The sequence below is a fragment of the Psychrobacter halotolerans genome, assembly GCF_039680845.1.
GTDB lineage: Bacteria > Pseudomonadota > Gammaproteobacteria > Pseudomonadales > Moraxellaceae > Psychrobacter.
Window position 1 is genome coordinate 14,136 of sequence record NZ_JBDKWD010000006.1, and the last position, 25,062, is coordinate 39,197.

Here is a 25,062-nt window from a genome sequence, read left to right on the forward strand (position 1 = left end):
GTCCTCTTGCAGCCCCTTATCGTACTTGCGTATGATAAGGGGTAATTTTTGGAACATTTATGGACGATACCATGTCAAGCTACTCCTTTTCCCAATATTTTTATCAGCGCTGGACGTGTGCGCCTGAACCTGTACGCGCAACCATTACGCAAGAGCTAGAAGACATCACCACTCTATTACAAACCGAAACGCCATTTGAGAGCTTCGTTTTTAACACGCATGATTTAGATGCCCATATCGATGAGCTGTACGAAAATCATGAAGCTGAGCAAGCGATTGCCAAAGCCATCAGTGATAAACAAGAAGAAGAGCAGGCAGCGATTGAGCAAAAACGTTTGGACGACGAACAAAAAGCCCAAGCCATAAAAGACGCTAAAGAAAAAGAAGAAGCCGACCGTCTTGAAACCGCAAAAACCGTGCAAGAAGAATCAGAAAAAAATGCACTGCCGAGCGCAAATACAGCCAGCCCTGCTGCGTCAGTAGCGGCTGCCGCAAATGAAGTGGATAAGATAAATACGGATAGTCATGATAGTGATGATAGTCAAGTTGCTGACATTGCTGACAGTAAGACCGCAAACTCCAACAGCCGTCATACCGATCATAAAACCATTAGCGAACATGCTCATACGATGAGTCAGTCTGACCCTAAAAACGCTGATGATAATAAATCAGACAATATAAAGGCGATTCATGGGAAAGCCAGTGCTGCGATTAGCTTGGCATTGAAAGATACAAAATTAAGCACCGAGCATCAATCATTAATTCACGAGTTAGAGCGGCAAATTGATGACTATCTGAGTGAGCAGATGATGCTGATCTCTGAAGACCTAAAGTCTTGGTTACGCGCGGAGGTGACTCAGCATTTGGGTGCGCAAGATAAAGCTGTCACTGATGAGCAGACGGCTGAAAACACGATCGAGAGTCAGGTGCATTAGTGGGTAGTACGTGTCAATGAATAGTACGCGTCTATTATAATGAGATGACAGAACCGCCTAAAAAAGCCGAACTTTTAAATATAGTTGATCCTAAATAAAAGGGTTACAAGAAATGATAGCGCAAGACTGGAACCCATTTTTCTTGCTTGCTGTGCCTTTTTTATATTGAATTGACTATAATTAAAAAACACATTAAAAAGCCCCGTCAAAGATTGGCGGGGCTTTTTTACGTTATTATTTACGCTATTAGCTATTATCAGTTTGATTAGATGGCTTGTGTACGCTCAGTTAACCACTCAAGTGCAGCGCCATCAACGCGATCCTTAAGCTCGGCAAACACTTGGCTATGATAGTCATTCAACCAATCCGTTTCTACTTGATCAAGCAGTGATGGTTCAATCAAACGCGTATCGATTGGGCAGTAGGTGATGGTTTCAAAGTGTAAGAAATCACCAAATTCTGTCTCAGTCGGATTGGCCACTGGCGTATTGATGACCAAGTTTTCAATACGAATGCCCCATTTGCCTTCACGATATAGACCTGGCTCATTACTTGAAATCATACCTACTTTCATCGCTCGCTCTTTTGGCGTAGTAGCACTATAAGCGATGACTTGCGGGCCTTCATGGACGTTTAAGAAATAACCAACGCCGTGACCGGTGCCATGACCATAGTCCATCTGCGCTTGCCACAATGACGCACGGCAAATCGCATCAATTAACGGAGAAGCAATACCGTCAGGGAAATGAGCGCGTGCCAAGGCAATGTGCGCTTTTAATACCGTGGTGAAATCGCGTTTATGCTCAGCGTTTACTTCGCCGATACCGACCACACGCGTAATGTCAGTGGTACCATTTTGGTATTGCGCGCCTGAGTCAATCAGCAGTAATCCACCCTCGCCTGCGTTTACGTCAAGGTAACTGAAGTTTTCTGGGGTCGCACGATAATGCGGCAGTGCGCCATTTTCATTAAAGCCTGCGATGGTTGGAAAACTTGGCGATACATAGTGTGGCTGCTGACTGCGTACTTCGATAAGCATACTGTCCACATCCAGCTCACTCAAACGCTCGCCTGCTGCAAGGCGCTGCTCAAATGTCGCAAAAAACTCGCACAATGCCGCTCCGTCTTGACGCATGGCTTCACGCACATGATCGATATCCGCGTCAGACTTAACCGATTTAAGTAACGTGCTCGGCGCCATTTGCTCAATAAAGCCCACATCATCTGCCATGTTTGACAAGGTTCCAACGGCCACCTTACTTGGGTCTAAGAGCAATAAATCATCTGGCGTTAAGGCACTCAAAGCGTCCTGTACAGCATCATAGTCTGCTAGCGTAATACCGCTGTCTGCAAGGCTTTTAGTAAGCTCATCATTGACTTTATTGTTGTCAACAAACAAGGTGGCGTTCTCATCGCTTATCAGCATGTGCGCCAAAAACACCGGATTGTAATCAACATCAGCGCCGCGTAGATTGGTGAGCCAAGCGATATCATCTAAGCTCGACAGCAAGTGATGGGTCGCGCCTGCCTCTGCCATACCGGCACGGACGGCGGCAAGTTTCGATGTCGCAGACTGCGCCACGAACGACTCGTCATGCGCATATAATTTTGCTGCTGGTAGCGCTGGACGGTCATTCCATACGTCTGCCAATACATCACGCTCGGTGATCAAGGTAATATCATTAGCGTCAAACGCATTTAAGAGGCGATCCTGCTCTGCGATAGACAACACATTGCCATCGACGGCCACACTATCGCCCTCGACCAAATGCTCAGCCAACCAATCAATGTGGTTTGGCTTACCAGGAGCAAGCTTTTCTAAGCTGATACCTGTCCCTTGCAATTGGTCAGCGGCGTGTACCCAATAACGGCTGTCCGTCCACAGACCTGCAAAATCAGCCGTAACGACCAGCGTTCCCACTGAACCGGTAAATCCTGACAACCACAGTCTCGCCTGCCAATACTCCGGCAAGTACTCCGACAGATGCGGATCGGCAGACGGCACAATAATTGCCGTTAAGTCTTGTGCCGCTATCGTTTGGCGTAGGCTATCAATGCGCTCATGGATGATTTGTTTATTCATAATAGATCTTCCTTATAGATTTTAGAAAAGCTGATTTTAGAAAAATGTCTAGGTATAGCGACTATGGATAGTCGTCTTATTTAATTGCACTTACTATTACTATAGTCAAAGAAAAATAGATTAGCGACGGTACTGCTGGGATAAATTTTGCGCCGCCTCTGTCAGCGTAGACACAGCAAGCAAGGAAAATTTATACCACCAGTATCTGACCTATCAATGTATCAATTTGACTTTTCGCTGACTATGTTATCGTAGCAGAACATAATTAGATGTTTGGGCAGACTATAGGCTTTCAATGGCCTAAAAAAAATATTGCACCGAGTAAAACAACAAAACGTGCTACCAGCTATGGTAACACGTCTCATCGTTTGTCATTGATTGATGTCGTAAACACACTGAATGACAGGGTAAAGCCTTAATCAATTAACTGACTTGATCGGCGCGCTCACTCTTTTTCAGCATATTATTGATGGGTTTTGCCAATACTAGTAGGATGATAGCCGTCACCACCAAAAATACCGTCATGGTCGTAAATAGCGTTGGTAACCCTTCGATTTTATCAGCAGACACATGGCCACCAAAGAAAGCGGCAACCAAGTTACCCATGGCGATAGAAGCAAAGAAGAGTCCCATCATCTGACCTTGCATCCCAGTTGGTGCAAGCTTGGTCATGGAAGATAAGCCAACAGGGCTTAGTGCCAATTCACCAAGCGTCAATAGTAATAAACTACCGACCAACCATAACGGTGATGCTAAGGCACCATCAGTCGTCAAAATACTTTTTGATGCAAAAATCATCAACGCAAAACCTGCCGCTGCAAGGAGCATACCCAAAGCAAACTTAGCCATACTGCTCGGCTCAAGTCCTCGGTTTGCAAGTTTGACCCAAACGATACTGACAATAGGAGCCAAAATTAAGATAAACAATGGGTTTAAAGACTGGAACCAAATACTTGGAATCTCAAAACCTAAAACATTCAGATCGGTGTAGCGATCAGCAAACAAGTTGAAAGACGTTGGTTGCTGCTCAAAACTTGACCAAAACAGCGTCGAACCAATGATTAAGATAAAGCAAATCAGTAGACGCAGTTTATCCGTCTTATCCAGTCGCGGTGAGATAAACATAATAGCAAAGTACAATATAACAACGGCTGCGATGATATAAGTCATATACTCAGCAACCATCTGCGGATTGAACGCGACCATACCTGTCGATACCAAAAGCACAAGGGCTACGAGTAAGGCGATAAACCCTCCAACCCAGCGGCCTATGTTTTTGTAAATACCATTGGCTTGTTCCCACTCAGCCTCGATACCTTTTGCTCGTGCATATCGATTTAAGTTCTTACGCGCCGCAAAACGGTATACCAACAACGACACAAGCATCCCTAGACCACCGACACCGAAGCCTACATGCCACATGCCTTTTTCTTTAAATACCCCAACGATAAGGGCTGCCAACAAGGCACCAATATTAATGCCCATATAAAACAAGGTAAAACCACCGTCACGGCGACCATCCCCTTTCGGATATAAGGCACCAACCATGACCGAGATACAAGTTTTAAATAACCCTGAACCCAACACAATACATATCAAACCGACAAAAAATAACGTCATACCAAATACTGCGGACAGCGCAATACATAAATGACCAAGCGCAATGATGATACTACCCCACCATAACGCACGTTCTTGCCCAAGCCAATTATCTGCCAGCCAACCGCCCGGTACGGCCGCCAAATACAATGAACCTGCAAAAATACCATAAATAGCAGAAGCGGTTACTTCATCGAAGCCAAAACCACCGCTACCAACGGTCGCTACCATGAACAATACCAATAGCGGACGGATACTGTAGTAAGAAAAGCGCTCCCACATCTCGGTAAAGAATAGTGAACGTAAAGGCTTTGGATGACCCATAAAGCCATTATCCAAAGCTTCTAGCTCAGCAGCTCCCGCTTCTGATTTTGATTCTATGCCCATAACTTTATTCCTTTAAAGAACCCTTTATTAACGACCAAACCTATAAAAATACTAATAGACGGTCATATAAGCGCGTTATTGTTTCACTTGGTTATATTCAAGTAAAGAAAAAGTTAGTGAAAGATTACACAAATACTTATAAAAAAACCCACACTTAAGGCATAAGTGCGGGTTTTTTTATAAGTATTTGGAATGACTAGAGTGTACTACAAGCGTTTGGTAAGTAGGTTTTATCTAAGCCTAATGAGCATTGCAACCCTTTAGAAATCAAAGGTTGCAATTACTTTATACAGAAGCAGTATGGCTCACACTTACTGTGCAGCCGCTGCTTCATCAGTCGTATTGCCTGCATCCAAATCACCATCGGCTTGCTCAGCGGTCAAATCTGCATCACCCACTGCGGCTTGGTTTACAGTACCAGAAGCCGTGGCCGTACCAGATTCAGCTGCAACCACGGCACCATCAGTACCTGCGGTTGGCGTTGGTGTCACGGTAGCGTCTGCTGGAGTCGCACTTGCTTCGGTATCTGCTGCTTCTACAGGTGCGGTTGCAGCATCGGCTGGCGCTGCATCGTCCTCAGCTGCAATCGCTTCTGCTTCATCAGCAGCGGCTGATTCGGCGGTCGTCTCAGCCGTAATATGCTCGCCTGCTGGACGCAAAAGTCCAGAAATACCAATAAGTAAGACAATGCCCAAAAACAAGGCAATGCCGACTAGAGCATATAACAGCTCTTTTTTTGGATTGTTCTTGACGATATCTTCTGACATACCTTATCCACCTTGCAAAAAATATTTGAAATATTGACCTATTATATCGCAATTTATATGGTTTTGTTAAAACCCTTAAGTATTTAAAGGATTTATTAGCAACAATTTTTTTGCGCGCTTATCGCACACCATTTTACGACTTGGTTGTCTGTGTGACCGCACGTACTTGCTTTGCTTTACGCTTACCCAAATAGCTTAGTATAAGCAGAAGCGTCATGATAAACAAAATAGGATACTGACCAAAGCGCATAAATGGCGTATTACCCACCCTTGCCTGCACCTCGCCGCGCAATACCGTACGCTCAAACTGCGGCGCCCGTTCGACAATGTGACCTTTATGATCAATGATTGCTGTCACCCCTGTATTGGTGGCTCGCATAAACCAGCGACCGTTTTCAAGCGCGCGCATCTGTACCATTTGTAGATGCTGTAATGGTCCCGCTGATGTACCGAACCAAGCATCGTTTGAGATGGTCAATAAAAAGTCAGTCCCGATTGCATTTTTGCGGGTAGTCTCTGGATAAGCAACTTCATAACAAATGGCCGCCCCCAAATTATGACCACGAACGCGCAGCGGTGCTTGCTTATCACTACCACGACTGTAGCTCATAATCTCTTGGCTGCCCGCTAAGTTTGGCAGAATATCGAGTATCCCTTCAAAGGGTATGTACTCGCCGAATGGCACCAAACGCTGCTTTTTATAAAGCCCTTCTCCCTCTGCGCCCAAGGCAATCACACTGTTATAAAAGGGCGGATATTTATCGACACTGGCATCAAACGCCGTTTCATCCTTATAAGGAATGCCTGTTACCCAAGTGGTGTTCGTCTCTTTGGCCATTTTGACCATTTCACTAATAAAGCCCACGGCTTCTGTCTGAAACATCGGAATCGATGACTCCGGCCAAAGAACCAAATCACGATCCCACTCAGTACTGGTTAAGTTGGCATAGATTTTTAAGGTTTCTATTTGATACTCAGTGAGCCATTTTAAGTCTTGAGGAATATTGCCTTGGATTAAAGATACGGACAGATCAGGTGTGCCTTTTGGTTTGGTCCACTGTGGATTGATCAACCATAAGGCGGTACTAAGCGCCAGCAACGCCAATGATGGAATCATATAGCCAGCGCGGCGACGGAATAGCTCAACCACACTGGCGGCAATCAGCACGGCAACAAAAGAGACGGCAAAGACACCAGCAACCGGCGCCAATGAGGACAGCCAATACTGCTCAGTAAAGGCATAACCCACGAACAACCAAGGAAAACCGGTAAATAACCACGTTTTCAGCCACTCTTGCAAAATCCAAAGCGCGGCAAAGGATAGCGGCTGTTTACCAACCACGCGATTGAACACCAGCGCCAAAAAGCCATGGAACAAACCCATGCCCAAACCCATCAGCGCAATCATGATAAGCGCCAGCCAGACAGGCGTATTGCCATAGACGTGAATAGAGGTATATAGCCAAAACGCGCCCACACACCAAAGACCCGTTCCATAGGCCTGACCGATAAGAAAAGCACGCTTGCCACTCATATCAGCAATCAATAAGGCATATAAGATAGCAGGTGACACCAATGCCAGCGGCCAAATACCATAAGGAGCGAGCGCAAAGGTAAAAGCGCCCCCCGCCAACCAAGCAATCAGTACCGTCAGCGCCATTGGCAAGCCTTTTGGCTTCTCGGGGTTGAGACGTTTTTGCAAATCAACAGTAGACAGACGCATAGCAGTTATCCAAAACCTTATTTTCCAAAATGTTGCCGCTTTGATCTTCAGACAAAATCCAAGCCAAAGGTGAGCGTATCAAGTGTTGTACCGTATTTATAAATGGCTATATCCCCCAAATACCGTATCTACCCATCAAACCCGCCCATGATACCAGTCTCAGGGGACAAATGGGTAAAATTGCGTAGCAAAAACCCTATCCTAAAAAGGAAAAAACACGATCGCAATCGTGTTTTTGAGTATGCCATTTCTTCTTTTAACCACTACCGTTGAGCCACTATAAAATAAATACAGCGCTACTGAGATAAATGTTGCGCCGCCCCTGTCTACGAAGGCACAGCAAGCAAGCAAAATTCGTTTCAATAGCGCGTGATAATAGGAGACCCTTTTTTCTTTAGGACTGGCTATATCGACGTATTAATGTATTAATGTATCAGTGGCTGCCAATCAATATTTGTTGGTCTGGATTCAACTTGGTCAACTCTAGGTTTTGGATGAAGCGTCCTTCAACATCGGTAATGGTAATTTTCCAATCGTCGATCACCACACTCTCACCCTCTAAGTCGCCAACATAGCCGAGCGCCTGCATAATCAAACCGCCCATGGTATCGACATCGGTATCATCAAAGCGGCTACCCAGCTCATCATTACAGTCTTCAATCATCGTTGAGGCCTGAACGCGCCAAGTATCTGGCTTTTCGGGATCAGCAATAATATTGTTGATATCGCTGTCTTCATCGAAGTCGTCGTGCTCATCGACAATGTCACCGACGATCTCTTCAAGCAAGTCTTCCATGGTCACCACGCCACCAAAGTTACCAAACTCATCGACCACAATGGCCATGTGGACTTGGGTGCGCTGCAATGAGCGTAACAAGGTATCAGAGCGTGCCGTCTCACTAATATATAGTGGCTGACGTACCAAATCTCTTAGGCGTTGGCTATCGATCTTTTCGTCTTGGTTACGCACCATATGAACAAGAATGGGAATCAAGTCTTTTGCCAATAAGATACCAATAACGGCATCATCATCTTGACTGTCAAAGACAGGATAGCGCGAGTGAGTGGTCTCAAGAATGATATTCATCACTTCATCAAGGCTGGTACTTTCGTGCAAACCAATCACTTGTGGACGCGGCGTCATGATTTCGCGCACTTGTGTCGCTGGTAAATCAAGCACGCCTTCTAACATATCGACAGTATCGGGTTCTAGGAATTGGCGCGAGTCTTGTACCAAGCGAATCAGTTCATCACGGGTTTCAGGGGCGGTCGATAGCCAGCGTTTTAAGCCGCGCATCGACCAACTACTCGGGCTGGGAGTGTCGTCAGACATGGTGTTGTGATTTAACCTCTTTTAGTTAATGACAATTTTTAATAAAGGACAATAGTCAATAATAATGCAAATAGTAAATAAATAACAGACAAGGTGTAAATGGGGACAAAACTGGCAAATAAAACAGGAATGTTAATGTTAAATAACAACAGACCTGTATAAATCAGCTTCACTTTATCGCAAGGCTGACGGACATTCAACGACAAATTCACCCAAATTGTATTGTCACTGTGTTATAAATTTTGCTATGGTCAAGAGATCCCTTTATCAAGACACGCCTTATGTCGCTACGCTCTTTTTTTTCTCGCCTGCGCTCAAACAAACCCAATAGACATCTGGCAGATGCTGATCTAGTATCAGACAATGCTGTAGATACTACTATAAATACTAATATAGAGAGTCGCCGCGTAGAAAATAAGGCCTTTAACGACGAGCAACAATCATCCAAATGGTCACAATGGCGACGTTATATTGTGCAGTTTTTGATCGCTCTTGTCCTTATGCTGTCTGCCGTCTGGTTGCTACTGGCTATTTGGTATCAGTTTGGGGTTACAAGCGCAATCACTTGGATGGCGACCATCCTGATTGTGGGCTTACTGACGGCATTGTTTACTGCCCCTTATCAGCCGCAACTTTTCAACAAATGGCTTAAAAAACAAGCGTCGCATACGCCTGCTTCCTCGTTTTCTGCTGCTTCCATGCATTCTCATCGTAAATCTAATCAGTCCACGCGTTTTGGCTGGCTGCTTGGTCTGTACGCTATGATTTGGCTTATAGGCGTTGCTTGGTTTTTTTCTATTGAACCCAAGCAAAATCGTCACTGGATGGCGGAGGTTGATCGGCAAGTTACTTATGAGCGCGATGCGAGCAATCCTAACCTTATTACCTTTACCAACGTGCGCAATTTTGATTGGCATACCGATACTGATGTTGATACTGAGGCGACCGAGCGCTGGGAGACCCGCACGATCGATTTATCCAAATTATCTGGTGTCGATGTCACCAATTCTTATTGGATGGGGCCACTGATTGCTCATACCTTGATCAGTTTTCGTTTTGAGGATGATAGGCCACTGGCGTTCTCGTTTGAGATTCGTAAAGAAGAAGGTGAGTCATTTTCGGCACTGGCGGGATTTTTTCGACGCTATGAGCTGAGTCTGATTGCCGCAGAAGAGCGCGATATTATCTACACTCGTAGCAACGTGCGCGGTGAGCAGGTTTATTTGTTTCCTGTGAGTCATCTGCAACAGCATGAGATTCAATCGTTGTTTGAGTCTTATTTGCGCGCAGCCGATGATTTGAATGCCGCGCCCGCTTGGTACAACACGTTGACCAGTAACTGCACCAATATCATTTTTTATATGGCGCGTATCGTCAGCGGTGATCGCTTGCCGTGGGATTACCGAATTTGGGTGTCAGGCTGGCTACCCAATTATCTGTACGATGTCGGTATGCTCGATGCCAATCCAAACAAAGATGCTCAGCCTTGGTCAATGGATACGTGGTATGAGCGCACGCACATCAATCCCAAAGTGCTTGGGTTTGATAATAAAACCAATTTAGACACTAGTCATAATAGCCGTGATTTTTCTGAGCAGATTCGGCAAGACATTCCCATGCCGCCCCTTGCCAATTCAAAGGCTGACGCTGAAGCCAAGGCCAAATCAGTCGCCGAAACCACGCATTAGCTTTAGTCAAAGATAAGCGCTAACGCAGGCTAAGGCTGCACCCACTGCACCACGCGCGTTTCCATCTCTTCATCGCTCATGCCAATCTCGCTCACGCAGCGCCCAGCCACACCGACGTTGGCAGCGCGCATTTGCCGCTGCGTTGCGACAGCATCTTCCGTCAAAAGCAGGTGCCAACTTGGTAGCCCTTGACCTTTATACAAGCGCTTATAAGCACAGTGCGATGGCAGCCACATCATGTTGGGTAGATTGTCCATCGTCAGCTGAATACAGTCTGGCACATGCTCTTGACGCGTCGCATAGTGACGGCAATAGCCTGTCGCACAGTCCATTAACTGGCAAGTGACATCGGTGTATTCGACCAGCTCTTCGTCATCATCATTGTCAATGTATTTAATCAAGCAGCAACTGCCGCAGCCATCGCATAGGGCTTCCCATTCGCTATGGTTTAATTCTGATAATGTAAAGCGTGACCAAAACTGCGGACGCAGTGACTCCGCCGCATGGTCTTCAGTGAATGAAGTCGTCGAGGATTCTGGCGGTCTGCTTGACGAAGCACTGAGACCAGCATCCAGATTGGCATTATTTTGGTGTAATAAATTGATAGTCATAAAGTGGCAGTAGCATTTTGATAAAGAGCGTTACAGTATTATAGCTGTTTTTGTTTGGTATGGGCGTTAAGGTAGCAAAGGTAAGAAAAACGAACCGCAATAATTATAGATAATTAACTATAGATAATTAAAACTCATAACATAAAAAAGGACAATCCTATGTCAGTCAAAACTTTTGAATTAATCAGCACAACAGAAAACAATATTGAGCTTATCAGCTATGTGGCACTACCAGAAAATGCCTCAGACACCAATCCAGTTGCGGGTATTTTAGTCGCGCCAGAATGGTGGGGTGTGGTCGATCATCCAAAATCTGTGGTTGAGCGTTTGGCCGAAGCTGGCTATGCAGCCGTTGCGATGGATGTGTATGGTGAAGGCAAACTCACCACCGATGCATCAATGGCCAATATGTGGATGGAGCAAGTGCTGGCAGATCAAGACATGCTGATGGCGCGTTGCCGTCTGATTCTCAATGATTTCAGCGATCAATTGGCGGTCGATGGCGACAAGCTAGCAGCGATTGGCTTTTGCTTCGGCGGTAAAGTCGTCCTTGATATGGCACGCGAAGGCATGCCATTAAAAGCAGTCGCAACTTTCCATGGTAACCCAACGCCAAAACAACCTGCTGACAAAAACTTTACCGCCAAAGTATTGGTCGCGCATGGTCGTGATGATTCAATGGTATCAATGGATGCGATCGACGGTCTCAAAGAAGAGCTCGATGCGGCCGACGTCGACTATACTATTGACGTGTATGACAATGCCAAGCATGGCTTTACCAACCCACATGCAGACGAGCGGGCTGCTGAAAACAATGCTGATCTTGGCTATAACGAAGCCGCTGCCAAGCAAAGCTGGGAAAATATGCTCGAGTTTATGAAAACCAACTTGGCATAAACGCCTATGACTAAAGCTTGTGTTAGATGAGCACAAAAAACGGCTCAATAGACTGCAAGCAAAGCAAGAAGTGACTAATAAATAACTATGAGGCCAGCTTAAACACAAAGCTGGCCTTTTTTATGGCTACTGATACAGAAACTGCAAAAAATTCATTGCAGTCGCTTTGACTCGCTTTTAAAGTGAATCCACTATAGTGACATAGCCAGTCTTGTACTTCTGAAAGAATACCGTCATTATTATTTTATCCTGAGCCAGATTGAGTGACGATAATGTTGTACCTATTAATAAGTCAGTTGGGCTGGCTGGCTTTTATCGCTTTGTTAATCGTGGTTGTCGCGTTATACAGTCGGATAAGTCAGCAAATCAAACAGCTACGCCGCGATGTGGTCAAGCTGCAAACAGCGCTCGAGCAGCAAAAAGACACTGATGCTATTCGAGAAAGTAAGACTGAGGATAGGATTTTTAATCCAGATCATATTCCTGTGGATACGCCTAATACGTCACCAGCTTTGTCCTCAGTGTGGCCACCCTCATTACCAACGTCTTCGACAACCAATCAAACCTCTAGCGCTGAAGTATTAAACAATCATTCTTCAATTACTGAGCAATCTCCAGCAAAAGCCACCCCGCAACCGAGCCTACCACAAAAAATCCCCGTCACGCCTATAGAGCCTGATGAGCGCTCTTTACCGATGGTAACCTCGTTGATTCACTCTATCAAAAACTGGTTTTTCGGTGGCAATCTGGTCGTACGCGTTGGCGTCTTGGTGTTGCTGGTGGGCGTGGTGCTATTGCTACGTCTATTGAGCGAATATATAGAGGTTTCAATTGCAGTGAAGCTCATGGCAATCGGTATCACGGGGCTTGGGCTGGCAGGACTGGGATACAAGCTGACGGCAAAACGCTTTTCCTATGGCATTACTTTACAAGGTACGGGCTTAGCAATTGCGTATTTGAGCACTTTTTTCGCTTATAGTGTGTATCAGATTATCCCAAGTATACCGAGCTTTATCGGACTCGGTATATTGTCCGCTATTACTATTGTCTTGGCCGTGCGGCAAAACGCCTTTCCGCTCGCTTTATTGGCATTGTCCGGTGGTTTTTTTGCGCCTATTTTAACCAGTGCAGATACGAGCAGTTTGACGGTGTTATTCAGCTATTATCTTTTGTTAAATGTCACCATTGCGGTGATTGCTCATTACCGTCCTTGGAAAATATTAAACCTATTCGGGGTGGCCGTGACCTTTGGACTGGCCTACTACTGGGGCATGAGCGAGAATTTAAGCGTACTGATTGACTCGCAGCGCTGGTCGTTGGTATTGCTGGTTGTCTTACACTGGCTACTATATCTCTTTGTTGTCATTCGCTACGCCCAGCAAATTATCAGCTATAACACGTCCAATGAAGCTGCCTCTAGCCCCTTTAGCGCTGATCGGTCTCTTAATAATGAGGCCAAAACAGAGGCGACAAATATTTTCGCCATCGAGCAGACGGCTTATCTGTTTCCTATCGATACAGGCTTATTGTTTTCAGTACCGCTGCTGGCGTTTGGACTACTTGCCGCATTACTCGATGATATTTCCAATGCCTTATCGATTACCAGTGCAATTTTGGCTATTGTGTATCTTGGATTGGGCTGGATATTTGTTAAGCGCAGTCAGCGTTATGCTCTTATCACTGAAGGCATGTTGGCACTTGGGTTTGGGTTTTTGGCGTTGGTCGTACCCTTGGTATTCGATGCAGAATGGATTGCCTTTGGTTGGTCGATACAAGGGCTTGCCCTGGTTTGGTTTGGCAGGCGCTCACTACGCGCGTGGTCAGTGCTGTTTGGTGTGTTATTACAAATTCTAAGTATCGGTATGTTACTAGAGACGACCGCATTCTCTGGCGACAGTACTCCTATATTGGCCTTAAGTATTTCCGCCATCAGCTACCTTGCCACGGTCTTTATCTTACGTGCCAACAACTCACCCACGATATTCGCCGTTAAAAACGATAACACAGAACATGCTGTAGCAGATGCCCCGCCATTCGATGCCACGTCAAACACTATGTCAGCTACCGTATCGACCTACGCCGACTCGCTAGGGATGAGCACTGATGCCGCCCGCCAGTGGCTGGGTTCCATCGATAGTCAGAGTCAGGTCTTTAACCTTGTGTGGCGCAGTCCTAGATTGGTCATGTTTTTGACTCTGACAGCGGTTGTCTGGATGCTACAGGTACTGATGATAGATTTGAATCATTGGTTTGATATTTGGCAATCAACGACGATGCTCATTGCATTGGCAACGCTCATGAGCCTAGGGGGTTATTGGCTGATCAATCGCTATTATCCGTGGACGGAGATCAGGCAGCTTAGCTACTGGGTGTCATTATTATTTTATGCCCTATTGGTACTACAATTGCCGCAGCATTTTGAGCAAAATTTGACATGGACAACCGCAGAGTGGCTGGTATTTGCAAGCTTAATCGTTGGCTGGTTGAGTGTCGGCCAGCTTTGGTTAAAGACGTGGCATACCGATGCCAATACTGATATTAAAACGCCGCGCTACGCGAACACCATTTGGCTAGGCACAGGTCTTTTACTGATGGCTGCCGCCGCGCATTATGGGCTTCCAGATTCTGAAGGCGTGATGGCAATCTTGATTCCAACTTGTTTGGTCGTATCAGGATTGTGGCTGAGTTACCGTTTCCGCGATCGTGCGCAAGGGTCGCCAGTACAAAACAAATTAACTCGTTTATTTCCTTGGTTTGATGGGCAACTTGCCTTATTCAACTGCGCGGTGGTTTTCACCCCTCTTGCGCTATTTTGGGTCATTATCACCAACTGGTCTTATACTGGCGTGATTTGGGGACTGTCCTACTTCCCAGTGCTCAATCTATATGATGTCACATCATCGCTGGTGCTATTAACGGGTTTTAGTTTGTATTACCTGCACCAGCGTCATTACGGTGAATATTCAGACACCTCAAATACGACTGTCAAACACAGGCAAATATTTACCAAAGAAAATGTCCTGATTGCCTTAGGCTTAATCAGTTTTTGGCTAATCTCTAGTATATTGATCCGAACGCTACATGCCTTTATTGGTACGCCGCTTTGGGACGGTGCTCAGGGCGGCGCTTGGCAGAGTGAGCAAGTGCAGACAGGTTTGACGATCTTATGGACGCTCTTAGCCTTAGTCGCCACCATTATTGCCAGTCGCTACTGGCAGCGCGCGCTTTGGTTTATGGGAATTGGGCTACTCGGCATCGTCGTGCTTAAACTGGTCTTGGTTGATCTGTCACAGACCGAAGCCATTTGGCGAGTCATCTCCTTCCTTGGCGCAGGCAGCTTGATATTGTTAATCGGATATCTTGCGCCACTGCCGCCAGCGATTGAAGAGAGCATTGATGAGTCTAAAGAGTAGCTGCCTGTACAGCAAAGCGAAATTGTGCCGTGAGCAAGGTGGTTCTGTAGTAAACTGGCACTATTGACTAAAGATATGTTTAAAATCAAAGCATCGTCCTCTTTAGCGCAACACTTTATGAAAAAAAAGGTTATAAAAGCAGATGGATAAGAGAGCAAGTATTCAGTGGTTCCCTGGGCACATGAACAAAGCCCGCAACGAAATCAAAGAAATCATGCCACAAATGGATGTGGTCATTGAAGTGATTGACGCGCGCATTCCTCACAGCAGTGAAAACCCCATGGTCGCGGCATTACGCGGCGAAAAACCCGTGATCAAAATCTTGAACAAGGCCGACCTTGCTGATCCTGAATTGACCCAAGCATGGATGGATCACCTTGAACAGCAAAATGGTGTCAAAGCGATCGCGTGCGATACCGAGAAAGCCAATGATGTCAAACGCATCATCGCCATCTGTAAACAACTCGTACCTAATAAAGTGGGCACAGGCCGTCAAATCAAAGCCATGATCATGGGCATTCCAAACGTGGGTAAATCTACCTTGATTAACACCTTGGCGGGGCGTGCTGTGGCAAAAACGGGCGATGAGCCAGCCGTGACCAAGTCGCAGCAGCTGATTAAGCTTGACGATGACATCATGCTCTATGACACGCCCGGTATGCTATGGCCAAAGGTTGAAAACGAAAACTCTGGCTATCGTCTAGCCGCAACGGGCGGTATCCGTGACACCGCGTTTGACTTCGCTGATGTCGCCAGCTACACCGCTGAGTATTTAATGCACGCCTATCCTGAGCTGCTAAAATCTCGCTATAAAATTGACGAATTGCCCAAAACCGATTGGGAGTTTTTTGAAGTGGCTGGTCGTAATCGCGGCTGCGTACGTTCAGGCAATCAAGTCGATACGTATCGCATGTCTGAGATTCTGATCAATGAGCTACGTAGCGCGAAGATTGGGCGTATCACGCTTGAAACCCCAGCTATGATCGAAGCGGAAGAAATCGTCGTCGCTGAACAACGCCTTGCAGCAGAAGAGAAGCGCAAAGCGAAAGAGGAAGAAAAACGTCTACGTAAAAAGCGGACGCGGCAGAATCGGAAGTAAATGATACTATTCATATAACAAATGTAGACCATGATGAACACGCCCATACCTTCAGCAAAAACCATTCAGATCTACCTGCCCACGGGTAACCCTCGTGGACTGCGTGTCGCTGAGATGACTACTCGTACAGTGCGTCTGATTGAAGTGCCGCGCATTCATATTGCGGATTTTTTAAATATGCCTGATGCCAAGCAAGTGGGCTTATATTTTTTAATCGGTGATACCGATAGCACAGACAAACCACTACTCTATATTGGGCAAACAGGCGATTTAACACAGCGCCTAAAAAGCCACAATAATGGTAAAGATTTTTGGACAAGGGTGTTTATCATGCTCTCTACCAACAACACCATTACCCAGACGCATGCGCTGTATATGGAGCATAAAGCCATTCAGATTGCCACAGACGTTGGGCGTTACGATTTGCAAAATGGTAATAATGGCAGCAAGCCGCACACGCCAGTACCGCTGCAAGCAGACTGCGAAGAATTGTTTCATACATTAGATATTTTACTGTCTACCCTCGGGCAGCCAGTTTTTGAGTCGATTGGTATTCATACAGCAATCGATCATGCAGTTGAAGTAGCACCACAGAACACACAACAGCTCGTTCCAACAAAAACCGTATCAGCGTTGGTAGCTACTGACAATCAGCCAATGCTGTTCTATTGCAAAGCCAAAGACTGTGATGCTCAAGGTTACTATGACGATGATGGCTTTGTAATTTTAGCAGGCTCATTGATAAGGAAAAGAGTTGCTCCATCCATAGGTTCTTGGGCAATTAATAGGAGAGATGAGTTACTCACTTCCAAAAAGTTAGTTGAATATAATGATGAATCATATGTGTTAGCAGAAAATTTATTATGCAATACACCAAGTGGCGCTTGCGACTTTGTTCTAGGATCTTCAAATAATGGTTGGAGAACTTGGAAAAACGAAACAGGTCAAACTTTAGATAGTGTTTATCGCTAACCCCTCTTCTCTCCGTAACGTTTACTGCCTTTATTTAAAAGTTTCAAGCCTTATATACTCATAAGCAATGTTAGTTGCTTAATTTTTCGATTACAGCCTTCTTACTGACTTCATATATCCCTGTCAAATTTACAAGGAATGCTTTTGCCTACTCACTTTTCTCAGCCCTCTTCTTCCCTCAACGCCTTCGCCCCGCGCCTTCTCGATTGGTTTGCCGAAAACGGTCGCCATGATTTGCCGTGGCAACAGCATCAGACCGATACACCAAATCCTTATATCGTTTGGCTATCAGAAGTCATGCTCCAGCAAACGCAAGTGACGACCGTGCTACCTTACTTTGCACGGTTTATGGACACGTTTCCAACCGTGCAAGACTTGGCTGCTGCCGACTGGGATCTGGTCGCTGAGCATTGGGCAGGACTTGGCTACTATGCGCGTGCGCGCAATTTGCATAAAGGCGCAAAGCAATTGGTTGCGGTCATCGATGAGACGGGCAATTTTCCACAGACGCTAGCTGGTTGGGAGGCGATATCGGGCGTGGGGCCATCGACCGCGGGCGCGATTATGGCGATGGGGTTGCATCATTATGGCGTGATCTGCGATGGCAATGTCAAACGCGTACTGACGCGCTGGGCGGCAATCGATGGGGACATTACCAAGTCTGCCACGACCAAAGAATTATGGGCGCTCGCTGAGCGTTTAACCCCGAGAGAGAACTCAGGATTGTTCGCGCAAGCGATGATGGATATGGGCGCAACCTTGTGTACACGCAGCAAACCTGCTTGCCTATTATGTCCATTAAAAGACGATTGCTTGGCACATGCCGAGGGACGCGAAACCGATTATCCTGTCAAAGCGAAGAAACAGCCCAAGCCGAGTAAATTTAGCAATGCATTACTGATAGAAAATACAGACGGTGAAATATTGTGGATACAACGCCCTGACAATGGCATTTGGGGCGGGCTTTGGAATTTGCCCCTCCAGTTTGTAGAAAAAGTGACGGGCAAAGTGACGGGTAAAAGCCAAAATACAGCTAATAACACTTCGTTAGACGTACGTAGTCATGAAAAAGTATACGAAGCAGAATTTACCACTGCTGAGCAAATTATCAATGAATGGCTGGCAGAAAATAAATTGGTCGCTGAATCCATCAGCCGTACATTGCTGGATGACGACCCTATCAAGCATTCGCTCACACACTTTCACTGGTATTTGACGCCACAATCATTGACTTTAAATGCCAAACAAACGGCCGAAATAAGAGAAGCCTTACAAGCAGCTGATATTAATATTCATTGGTTGAATGCTGTTGATGCTCAGGCAACGCTTGGGTTGCCGCGAGCGATGGTCAAGATTTTAGAAGTATTTTTTTAGTAATTTTCTACTATCAGAGACGTGCTCCATATTTAACATAGTTAAATTTATTACTCTACAGAAAAATTGAGGCTTTCGGTAGAAACCTTATGCATCAAATAATCTAAAAATTCACAGCTCTGTTTCAAAATATCTCTAAAACCAGTTTTTAAGTCCTTTTCGCTATGTATCTTGAATTTATCAATGGCTTTTTCATACCCTTTGCCCTTCCTATGGGCAGAGCTACTTGAACGTAGATTTTGTAAGTTTCTCAAAAAAGATATATGGTTTTCATAATCTGTTATACCGTGTAAATCTAAAGTTTTTTCTAATTTTTTGATACTACCTTTCATTTCATTAAACTCATTTTCAGATAGCTTGCTCTTTAAGTAGCTATTGAGATATTTTTCATTTAGTGAATCAATCATTACTTTAGTTAATCCTAAGATTAAGCCATCAAAATCAAGTTGCTCATTAGTAGATGGCACTCTTATAGTGTCAAAATAGTGTGAATCTTCATCTTTGAGAGGCAATATTAGATGTTCGTTAAGTACGTTTATACAAGCCTCATTGAACTTTCTATACATGTTTTTAAATATGTGTTCAAAACTTTCAGAGTCAGTAAACTCTGCTAGAATTTGTTGTCTAAAAAATGAACTGCTCATAGATCCTACTGGCTCTATATTATAAGAACGCCAGTGCAGTTGTTCTTCATATGGCAGGTCTCTTCCCAAATCACCAAGCCATGCACAAACAATATCTTTTTGGTCATTATCTATCATCATGCCCCATAAGTTTGTACATCTTAAATATGACGGCTCAACTGAATATCTACTAGGTTTTTGATGATATTTGTCTAGCACTTCTTTTTTAAAATATACTGCGGTAAGGTAATCGCGTTGAGATGCATTAGAAGAGAATAATATCTCATCGCCATCAGAGGATGTATCAACAATAAAATCAACATATTTTTTAGCTTTTTTCTTTTCAAAGCCATACATTCCACTTTGAGATTTTAATAAAGGTTCTACTAGTTTTTTTCCACATAAGCCTGAAAAATATCTATTTTCTGTCATCTGAATATCTCCATAGCCCATCATCCAAACGGCTTTCTCACTGCTACTTTTATTATGTGTTTCTTCTAATAAAAGTTCAGATAGGGAAATTTGAGAATATTCTTTACAATCGAACTGTATAGATAAATACATCTCTTTAATTGCTAAAAACTGCTTTAACTCCTTAACACGTATTTTGACTTCATTTAATGATACTATTGCTATTACCGTTGTATTTCCACTTTCATCAATTTTAATAAAATGATTATTAACGCTATCATGATATAAATTATGAAATAGACGGAACTCCTCTGTAATTTCAATACTACTAGGTTTTATGTCAAAAAACTCCCTGCATATTAATAATGGTTCATAACCATCATCATTGCCAAATCTCAAATATTCAGCTCTATTACCGCCATAAACACAAGAACTAGGTAATCCATCTGTGCTTTGCATTTCCCAAGAGAAATCAGCAAGAACATCGTCTTTTTTATCTATTGGTACTAGAATACTATGTATTCCATGATTATGACTAACCTTTATATCGTGCTTATATACCGTTAGCATATCGGTCAATTTTGGCTCAGCTAAAATTTCATCTAGTGTAGCTTTCTGCATTAACCTTAATCTTTCTTTTTCAATATTCATATAATTCTCTTATAACTAAATCTAGAGTATAGCTTTATAACTCCCTAGCTAATAGGTTTTATAAAATATTCAATTTTAAGTACTTATTGAACCATTCTAAATGGCTAACCGAACAAAAAGCACGCGAGAGTCTAGGACTACCGCGTGCTATTGAAAAAATTATAGAAAATGGATATTAGACTAAGACTTTGGCACGCGCAAACGCATCAAGCCTTCTTGTTGTACAGTAGCAACCAGCTTACCATTTTGCCAAAACTGTCCGTGGTTTAGCCCTTTAGCATTGGACGTCGTATCACTCCACATATCGTATAACAACCAGCGATTTAGATCGAAATCACGATGAAAATGCATTGAATGGTCGATGCTGGCAGCTTGCAGACCACTGGTCATAAAGCTGACGCCATGCGACATAAGCCCTGTGCCGACCAAATAAAAATCAGAGGAAAATGCCAATAGGGCTTGCTGAATGGCAACGGGTTGATTGCCTAACTCGCGAATACGCAACCAGTTGGCCTGCTTGGGTTTCATGGGCTCAGGATGAATCGGATCACGTGGTTTGACAGGTTTAATCTCCACATGACGACGACGCATAAAGCGAGCCTTGAGCGCGTCTGGGACTTTGCCCACATACTCTTCTTTTAAATCCTGCTCTGCCAGTAAATCTTCTGGTGGCGGATAAGCGGGCATATCTTCTTGATATTCAAGACCATCTTCCATCGGTGAAAACGAGGCAATCATCGAAAAGATAACTTGCTCAACGGGCGGCTTACCGCGCACTTCTTTATATTGAATAGCAATCACTTCACGCGCAGACAGACTGCGGCCGTCACGCAATCGGCGCACTTGATAGATGACAGGCTGATTGATGTCGCCGCCCCGCAAAAAGTACCCATGCAGTGAGTGACAAGGCTTGTCTTGATCCAGCGTGTGCGCTGCTGCCATCATCGCTTGGGCGAGCACTTGCCCACCAAAAATACGACTGCCAACATAGTCATGGCTTTTGCCCTCAAAAACATCAGGGGTCACTTCAATAAGCGCCACGGTGGTTAGCAGCTCATCAATCAGTTGCGAATAATCGGACATGACGATATGTTTCCTTATTTTTACAAAAAAACGCCCAGCACCCAGCGATATCAACATAATTATGATATGGCGACAGATCCTTTGCGTTTGAATTTAAAATAATATGAAATCACTTGCTAATCATATACAAGCGAGATTTTAGAACAGAAGATACAGTCATAGCAGCGCTATCACTAAGCACGTGTTACAAATTGGCAAGGTAAACATCTTACCCAATATTGGTGGCTTTGACTAGAGACTAAGCACTTACTTATAAGTATCGCACGATTTATTTTATTAAGCCGATACAAGCATAAGCTCCATAAAAGTACGAAGCCGATAAAAACAACGTGAACCATAAAAAAACGAGATGTCGCATAACACCTCGTTTTTCGCTTACTCTCAATCTTATGGTTTCACCGCCACCAGCACACGGATAGAGTCTGGTACCAATGATAAATTACCCAGCGCTTGCTCACCTTGCGCTTGAAGCTGCTCTAAACGCTCAATTTCTGCCGGACGGACGTTAGGATTGATGGTTTGCAGATGCTTTAGGCGCTTAATTTCGCGCGACCACTGCTGACTAAAACGTGTGCTGGCTTGCTCACCAATCTCTAGCAACTGCTCACGCGCGATGTCTTCGGCTTCGTAATAACGCTGCTCAATCACATCGCCGCGTACCTTAATCACTTGGCGGGCGCGGTTTTTATCCAAACGCTCGATATGCGGCATAATCATATCAGCGCTGATACGGGCTGATAAGTCACTGCCCTGCTCACTCATGAACACACGAATATTCTGCGTGGTCAACGTCGATGGTAAGTTAAGTACTTTTGGCGCAATCACTTCCACGCGGAAGTTCACTTCTAGTAGCACCATACCTTGCGGTACAGCGGCGCTTTTTAGCATCGCAACCGTGGTATTACCAAAGGTGCTGGTGCTTGCCAGCTCATAAATCGCACGCATCAATGGATGCTCATGCGTGATGAATTCAATGTCTTCACGTTGCAGCGCTTGCTCACGCTCAAAGGTCAACGTCATGCCGTCTTCATCACCCAGTGGCAAGCCATCGATATAGTCACTGATCTCAGTGCTATCAATCGGTGCAATGACCCACGAGCCATCGCGTTGGATGTTGTGGTCGATATTGGCTGAGGCAAAAAAGCGCTCAATAAACTGCGGCAACAGATTATGACTGTCAAAATCACGCATGGCATCAGCGATACGGCCAGCGACACGCGGACGACACGAGTTGTACTCAAGCAGACGATCACGACCCGCTTGTAGTTGCGCCTCTAGTCCCAAGCGCGTTTGTAGCGCCTCATCGATAATATTCTGCAAAGTAGCACGATTGTCAGCGGTATCAGCACCTTCAAGCATTGGCTTTAGCTCTTGAATATACTGCTCTTGCACGCTTTGCGCGGTCGGTGAAATCTGATTGAACATATTAAGCGCACTGTCATACCACTGATACAAACGCTCTTGCGCGGTACCTTGTACATACGGAATATGCAACATGATTTGCTGCGTCTGGCCAATACGGTCCAAGCGTCCGATACGCTGCTCTAAGGTATCTGGATTGGCAGGCAAGTCCCACAAGATCAGCTGGCTTGCAAACTGGAAGTTACGACCTTCAGAGCCAATCTCTGAGCACAATAATATCTGCGCGCCTTCGCTATCGGCAAAAAACGCAGCCGCTTGGTCACGCTCAAGCAAGGTCATCTGCTCAGTAAAAATAGCTGTTTTGATGCCAGCATGTAAGCGTAATACCGCCTCCAAGCTCTCAACGGTCGCGCCACTACGCGCAATCAGCAATACTTTATTGTGTTTTAGATCACCGCGTAAGATATCAATCAACCAAGACACACGCGGGTCGTCCTCTAACCAGCCACCATCGGGTTGGTTTTCTTCGCCCCATAGCTGCTCACGCAGTTTGCCATTGGTTTGATAACTGTCTCTCCATGCGTCAGGCAACGGCAATGGATACGGCTGACTGCTACGCCCATAAAACCCTTTGACACTCTCACGCGTATTACGGAACAAAATACGACCCGTACCATGACGATCGAGCAACTCATTGAGCGCATAGGTTCGCAGTTTTTCATCATCATTGATCGTAGCGAGCTCATCAATATTGATGTCTAACAAGCTGCTCAAGGCGGCAATTTGGCCTTCGCTCAGTGGTTTGTCTTCTATCAACACACCAGCGACGGCAGCCGTTTCAGCAAACGCTTCTTGACCATCGATAAACTCATCCAAATCATCAAAACGATCCGGATCAAGCAAGCGCAAACGGGCAAAGTGACTCTGCGCACCAAGCTGCTCAGGAGTCGCCGTCAACAGCATGACACCGGGCGTCTCTTCTGCAAAATCGGCAATCAAGTCGTACTTATCATTGCCGCCTTGCGCCTCATCCCAATGCAGGTGATGTGCCTCATCGACGACCAATAAGTCAAACCCCGCTTCCATCGCTTGGTCATACAAATCAGGATGGTCAAGCAACAGATCCATGCCTGCAATAATACATTGCTCGGTCGCAAAAACATTTTGTTCAGGATCGTGCTCTTTGATGGCGGCCGTACGCACCAAATCAAACAACGCAAAGTTGAGATTAAAACGGCGGCGCAGCTCGATCATCCACTGATATTGCAGACTGTCTGGCACCAAAATAAGTACGCGCTCAGCCTTACCTGTGAGTAACTGCTGATGAATAATTAGACCCGCCTCAATCGTTTTGCCCAGTCCCACTTCATCCGCTAGTAGAACACGCGGGGCAATACGTTTGCCAACTTCGTGGGCGATATAAAGCTGATGCTCAATGATATCGACGCGCGCGCCCATCAGCCCTTTTAACGGGTGACCAGCAAGCGCTGATTGCATACGCAATATATCTTGGCGCAGCTCATACCAATCGCCGCGTTCAATACGACCAGCGAGCAGACGCTCAAGCGGTTTTGCCAGCGTGATATTGGCAGCAAGACGCGTCTCCATGATGCCGCGCTCGTGCTCATCGACGCCGTATTTAAGCACGCCCATGACTTCATCAACGGCGTTGACCGTGTAGCTTTTGCCTTCTTGGTCATAAATCTTATCACCAATCTTGAACACCACACGTGATAAGGGCGCAGAGTTTTTGGCGTAGACGCGCGTCTCTTCACTTTGCGGGAATAAAATATGCACACATCGGTCATCTACATCAATGACCACGCCCAAGCCCAACTCGGACTCCGTATCAGATAAATAACGTTGACCAACGGCGAATTCGGTGCTGTGCAGTGAAGCAATAGAGATAGTCATAGGGCGATGTCTTTTGTACTCAAATGATAAGAAAATAAATAGCAATGGTGGCTGTGATGAATGGCAACGATAATCATGGCAGCAATGGTTACTTACCTAGCAGCGCATCAAAAAAAGGGCGCGTGCTGTCATAACAT

Annotated in this window: 16 protein-coding genes; 7 read left to right on the forward strand and 9 right to left on the reverse strand. The window is 45.2% G+C overall.

What is annotated here, in order from left to right; all coding sequences use genetic code 11:
- Positions 1-71 precede the first annotated feature (71 nt).
- Positions 72-935, forward strand: coding sequence for a hypothetical protein (locus AAJP47_RS11235; RefSeq protein WP_346718016.1), 864 nt, complete (start codon positions 72-74; stop codon positions 933-935).
- Between the two features lie 265 nt (positions 936-1,200).
- Here the strand turns inward: AAJP47_RS11235 and AAJP47_RS11240 are convergent, their stop codons facing one another.
- From AAJP47_RS11240 to AAJP47_RS11260, 5 genes are all read right to left on the reverse strand, one after another.
- Complete coding sequence (locus AAJP47_RS11240; RefSeq protein WP_346718017.1) at positions 1,201-3,018, reverse strand: aminopeptidase P family protein; 1,818 nt, start codon at positions 3,016-3,018, stop codon at positions 1,201-1,203.
- A 423-nt stretch (positions 3,019-3,441) separates the two neighbouring features.
- Entirely contained in the window at positions 3,442-5,004 is a 1,563-nt protein-coding gene (locus AAJP47_RS11245) for a peptide MFS transporter (RefSeq protein WP_346718018.1), read from the reverse strand.
- A 311-nt stretch (positions 5,005-5,315) separates the two neighbouring features.
- Positions 5,316-5,771 (reverse strand): hypothetical protein, encoded by a 456-nt coding sequence (locus tag AAJP47_RS11250; RefSeq protein WP_346718019.1) that lies wholly within the window; start codon positions 5,769-5,771, stop codon positions 5,316-5,318.
- 133 nt (positions 5,772-5,904) lie between these two features.
- Positions 5,905-7,494 (reverse strand): apolipoprotein N-acyltransferase, encoded by a 1,590-nt coding sequence (gene lnt / locus AAJP47_RS11255; RefSeq protein ID WP_346718020.1) that lies wholly within the window; start codon positions 7,492-7,494, stop codon positions 5,905-5,907.
- A 433-nt stretch (positions 7,495-7,927) separates the two neighbouring features.
- Entirely contained in the window at positions 7,928-8,827 is a 900-nt protein-coding gene (locus AAJP47_RS11260) for a transporter associated domain-containing protein (protein ID WP_346718021.1), read from the reverse strand.
- Positions 8,828-9,108: 281 nt separating this feature from the next.
- Between AAJP47_RS11260 and AAJP47_RS11265 the strand changes: the two genes are divergently transcribed.
- A complete protein-coding gene (locus tag AAJP47_RS11265; protein WP_346718022.1) occupies positions 9,109-10,515 on the forward strand; it encodes an Lnb N-terminal periplasmic domain-containing protein in 1,407 nt (468 codons plus the stop codon).
- A 29-nt stretch (positions 10,516-10,544) separates the two neighbouring features.
- On the opposite strand, the gene AAJP47_RS11270 is transcribed toward AAJP47_RS11265, so the two are convergent.
- Entirely contained in the window at positions 10,545-11,126 is a 582-nt protein-coding gene (locus tag AAJP47_RS11270) for a YcgN family cysteine cluster protein (protein WP_346718023.1), read from the reverse strand.
- A 159-nt stretch (positions 11,127-11,285) separates the two neighbouring features.
- On the opposite strand from AAJP47_RS11270, the gene AAJP47_RS11275 reads away from it, so the two are divergent.
- The 5 genes from AAJP47_RS11275 to mutY all read left to right on the forward strand — a co-directional run bounded on the left by AAJP47_RS11275 (position 11,286) and on the right by mutY (position 18,881).
- Entirely contained in the window at positions 11,286-12,023 is a 738-nt protein-coding gene (locus tag AAJP47_RS11275) for a dienelactone hydrolase family protein (RefSeq protein WP_346718024.1), read from the forward strand.
- Positions 12,024-12,295: 272 nt separating this feature from the next.
- A complete protein-coding gene (locus AAJP47_RS11280; protein ID WP_346718025.1) occupies positions 12,296-15,436 on the forward strand; it encodes a DUF2339 domain-containing protein in 3,141 nt (1,046 codons plus the stop codon).
- A 142-nt stretch (positions 15,437-15,578) separates the two neighbouring features.
- Positions 15,579-16,535, forward strand: coding sequence for a ribosome biogenesis GTPase YlqF (gene ylqF / locus AAJP47_RS11285; protein WP_346718026.1), 957 nt, complete (start codon positions 15,579-15,581; stop codon positions 16,533-16,535).
- Positions 16,536-16,565: 30 nt separating this feature from the next.
- The gene (locus AAJP47_RS11290) at positions 16,566-17,507 is read left to right on the forward strand and encodes a GIY-YIG nuclease family protein (RefSeq protein ID WP_346718027.1); all 942 of its coding nucleotides are present in this window, start codon (positions 16,566-16,568) and stop codon (positions 17,505-17,507) included.
- 138 nt (positions 17,508-17,645) lie between these two features.
- Positions 17,646-18,881, forward strand: a complete 1,236-nt coding sequence (gene mutY / locus AAJP47_RS11295) for an A/G-specific adenine glycosylase (RefSeq protein WP_497198725.1) — start codon at positions 17,646-17,648, stop codon at positions 18,879-18,881.
- A 50-nt stretch (positions 18,882-18,931) separates the two neighbouring features.
- Here mutY and AAJP47_RS11300 read toward each other — a convergent pair whose 3' ends face one another.
- The 3 genes from AAJP47_RS11300 to rapA all read right to left on the reverse strand — a co-directional run bounded on the left by AAJP47_RS11300 (position 18,932) and on the right by rapA (position 24,925).
- Positions 18,932-20,566, reverse strand: a complete 1,635-nt coding sequence (locus tag AAJP47_RS11300; protein ID WP_346718029.1) for a hypothetical protein — start codon at positions 20,564-20,566, stop codon at positions 18,932-18,934.
- A gap of 180 nt (positions 20,567-20,746) precedes the next feature.
- Positions 20,747-21,649: an acyl-CoA thioesterase gene (locus AAJP47_RS11305; protein WP_346718030.1), complete on the reverse strand. Its 903-nt coding sequence runs from the start codon at positions 21,647-21,649 to the stop codon at positions 20,747-20,749.
- A gap of 387 nt (positions 21,650-22,036) precedes the next feature.
- Positions 22,037-24,925, reverse strand: coding sequence for an RNA polymerase-associated protein RapA (rapA, locus tag AAJP47_RS11310; RefSeq protein WP_346718031.1), 2,889 nt, complete (start codon positions 24,923-24,925; stop codon positions 22,037-22,039).
- Positions 24,926-25,062 lie beyond the last annotated feature (137 nt).

Excerpts from the sequence above, each read along its gene's own strand:
- AAJP47_RS11235 (WP_346718016.1), top strand. The coding sequence starts at position 72 with ATGTCAAGCTACTCCTTTTCCCAATATTTTTATCAGCGCTGGACGTGT.
- AAJP47_RS11240 (WP_346718017.1), bottom strand. The coding sequence starts at position 3,018 with ATGAATAAACAAATCATCCATGAGCGCATTGATAGCCTACGCCAAACG.
- AAJP47_RS11245 (WP_346718018.1), bottom strand. The coding sequence starts at position 5,004 with ATGGGCATAGAATCAAAATCAGAAGCGGGAGCTGCTGAGCTAGAAGCT.
- AAJP47_RS11250 (WP_346718019.1), bottom strand. The coding sequence starts at position 5,771 with ATGTCAGAAGATATCGTCAAGAACAATCCAAAAAAAGAGCTGTTATAT.
- lnt (WP_346718020.1), bottom strand. The coding sequence starts at position 7,494 with ATGCGTCTGTCTACTGTTGATTTGCAAAAACGTCTCAACCCCGAGAAG.
- AAJP47_RS11260 (WP_346718021.1), bottom strand. The coding sequence starts at position 8,827 with ATGTCTGACGACACTCCCAGCCCGAGTAGTTGGTCGATGCGCGGCTTA.
- AAJP47_RS11265 (WP_346718022.1), top strand. The coding sequence starts at position 9,109 with ATGTCGCTACGCTCTTTTTTTTCTCGCCTGCGCTCAAACAAACCCAAT.
- AAJP47_RS11270 (WP_346718023.1), bottom strand. The coding sequence starts at position 11,126 with ATGACTATCAATTTATTACACCAAAATAATGCCAATCTGGATGCTGGT.
- AAJP47_RS11275 (WP_346718024.1), top strand. The coding sequence starts at position 11,286 with ATGTCAGTCAAAACTTTTGAATTAATCAGCACAACAGAAAACAATATT.
- AAJP47_RS11280 (WP_346718025.1), top strand. The coding sequence starts at position 12,296 with ATGTTGTACCTATTAATAAGTCAGTTGGGCTGGCTGGCTTTTATCGCT.
- ylqF (WP_346718026.1), top strand. The coding sequence starts at position 15,579 with ATGGATAAGAGAGCAAGTATTCAGTGGTTCCCTGGGCACATGAACAAA.
- AAJP47_RS11290 (WP_346718027.1), top strand. The coding sequence starts at position 16,566 with ATGATGAACACGCCCATACCTTCAGCAAAAACCATTCAGATCTACCTG.
- mutY (WP_497198725.1), top strand. The coding sequence starts at position 17,646 with ATGCTTTTGCCTACTCACTTTTCTCAGCCCTCTTCTTCCCTCAACGCC.
- AAJP47_RS11300 (WP_346718029.1), bottom strand. The coding sequence starts at position 20,566 with ATGAATATTGAAAAAGAAAGATTAAGGTTAATGCAGAAAGCTACACTA.
- AAJP47_RS11305 (WP_346718030.1), bottom strand. The coding sequence starts at position 21,649 with ATGTCCGATTATTCGCAACTGATTGATGAGCTGCTAACCACCGTGGCG.
- rapA (WP_346718031.1), bottom strand. The coding sequence starts at position 24,925 with ATGACTATCTCTATTGCTTCACTGCACAGCACCGAATTCGCCGTTGGT.